The following is a 2,490-nucleotide window of genomic DNA, read 5'->3' as shown; positions in this document are numbered from 1 at the left end:
GTCGTCCACGCCGCCGGCGTGCTCGACGACGCCGTGGTCGAGTCCCTGACCCCCGAACGTCTCGCCGCGGTCTGGGAGCCCAAGGCACGGGCGGCATGGAACCTGCACGAACTCACCCGGGGAAGGGACCTGACGGCATTCGTCCTCTTCTCCTCGGCGGCCGGGACGCTCGGCAGCCCCGGGCAGGCCAACTACGCCGCGGCCAACACCTTCCTCGACGCCCTCGCCGTGCACCGGCGTGCCCTCGGCCTGCCGGCGACCTCGCTGGCCTGGGGCTACTGGGCCGAGGCCAGCGGAATGACCGGGCACCTGACCGATGCCGACCAGGACCGGCTGACGCGAGCCGGGGTCGTGCCGCTGGCCACCGACCACGCCCTGTCGCTGTTCGACGCGGCCCTGGCCACGGACCGGGCCGCGCTGGTGCCGGTACGCCTCGACCTGTCCGTGATGGCGGGCTCCCCGGCGGCCCCGGCGGCCCTCAAGGGCCTCGTCTCCCGCAAGGCGGCCCGGCGCCCGGCGCGGCACGGCGCGATCGCCGACCGCCTGCGGTCGCTGCCGGAGGCCGAACGGCTGCGAGCCGCACTCGACCTGGTCACCGCCAACACCGCCGCCGTGCTCGGTCACCGCGAACCGGGGGCCGGATGGGACCGGCAGCCGTTCAAGGACCTCGGCTTCGACTCCCTGACCTCCGTCGAACTGCGCAACCGGCTCAACACCGCCACCGGCCTGCGCCTGCCCGCCACCGTCACCTTCGACCACCCCACCCCGCGGCAACTCGCCGAGCACCTGCTGAGCGGGATCCTCGGTGGGGATGTGGTGCCCGTGGCGCCGGTGGGTGGAGTGGGTGATGCCGCTGATCCGGTGGTGATCGTGGGCATGGGGTGCCGGTTGCCGGGTGGGGTGGGGTCTCCGGAGGACCTGTGGGGCCTGGTGTCGGGTGGAGTGGACGCGATCGGCGCGTTCCCGACTGACCGCGGGTGGGACGTCGAGGGGTTGTTCCATCCGGATGCGGATCACCCTGGGACGTCGTACACGCGGTCGGGTGGTTTCCTCGCGGACGCGGCGGGGTTCGATGCGGACTTCTTCGGGATCTCGCCGCGTGAGGCGTTGGCGATGGATCCGCAGCAGCGGGTGCTGCTGGAGACCGCGTGGGAGACCTTCGAGGACGCGGGGATCGATCCGACGTCGTTGCGGGGCAGCCGGACGGGCGTGTTCACCGGCATCTGGGCATCCGGCTACGGTGACCAGGCACCCGCCGACGCCGAGGGCTACCTCGGTACGGGCGCCGCGACCAGCGTGACCTCCGGCCGGATCGCCTACCTGCTGGGGCTGGAGGGTGCGGCGGTCTCGCTGGACACCGCCTGCTCGTCCTCGCTGGTGGCGATCCACCTGGCCGCGCAGGCGCTCCGCTCGGGGGAGTGCTCGCTCGCCCTGGCCGGCGGGGTGACCGTGATGGCGACCCCGCTGGGGTTCACGGAGTTCTCGCGCCAGCGCGGCCTGGCTCCCGACGGCAGGGTGAAGGCGTTCGCCGAGGCGGCCGATGGTACGGCCTGGGCCGAGGGCGCCGGCCTGGTGCTGCTGGAGCGCCTGTCCGACGCCCGCCGTAACGGCCACCGGGTGCTGGCGGTGGTGCGGGGTTCGGCGGTCAACCAGGACGGCACCTCCAACGGCCTCGGGGCGCCGAACGGTCCGTCGCAGGAGCGGGTGATCCGTCAGGCCCTCGCCAACGCCGGACTCTCGACGGCGGACGTGGACGCGGTGGAGGCGCACGGCACGGGGACCACCCTCGGTGACCCGATCGAGGCGCAGGCGCTGCTGGCGACGTACGGCCGGGACCGGGTGGAGCCTTTGTGGCTGGGGTCGGTGAAGTCCAACATCGGCCACACCCAGGCGGCGGCCGGCGTGGCCGGTGTGATCAAGATGGTGATGGCGATGCGGCACGGGCAGTTGCCGCCGACGCTGCATGTCGATGCGCCGACCTCGCACGTCGACTGGGAGTCCGGAAACATCCGACTGCTCACCGAGGCCCGGCCCTGGCCCGACAACGGCCACCTGCGTCGCGCGGGCATCTCGGCGTTCGGCATCAGCGGTACGAACGCGCATGTGGTGATCGAGGCGGCTGCCGAGGAGCCGGTCGGAGTTTCGACGGGGTCCGCGGGTGGGGTGGTGCCGTGGGTGTTGTCGGGGAAGTCGGAGGCGGCGTTGCGGGAGCAGGCGCGCCGGCTGAGCGCCTTCACCGTCGTACGTCCCGAGGTGAGCCCGGCTGCGGTCGGAGGCGCCCTGGCTGCCCGCACCGTGTTCGAGCACCGGGCCGTGGTGCTGAGCGGCGTGGAGGCGTTGGACGCCCTGGCCGAGGGCGGCACGGCGCCGGGTCTGGTCACCGGGACGGCCCGCCCGCTGGGTCGTTCGGTGTTCGTGTTCCCGGGGCAGGGTGCGCAGTGGGTGGGTATGGGTGGGGAGTTGTACGCCTCGGAGCCGGTGTTCCGGGAG

1 protein-coding gene is annotated in these 2,490 nt (G+C 73.3%); it reads left to right on the top strand.

Features of this window, described 5'->3' with window-relative positions; all coding sequences use genetic code 11:
* The coding region (locus tag ACWDBB_RS36115) for a type I polyketide synthase (RefSeq protein WP_449793638.1) at positions 1 to 2,490 on the top strand (2,490 nt) is incomplete at both ends.

It is taken from the genome of Kitasatospora sp. NPDC001095, assembly GCF_053598615.1.
Note: the sequence above shows the minus strand (reverse complement) of the source record. Positions and strands in the feature narration are given on the sequence as shown.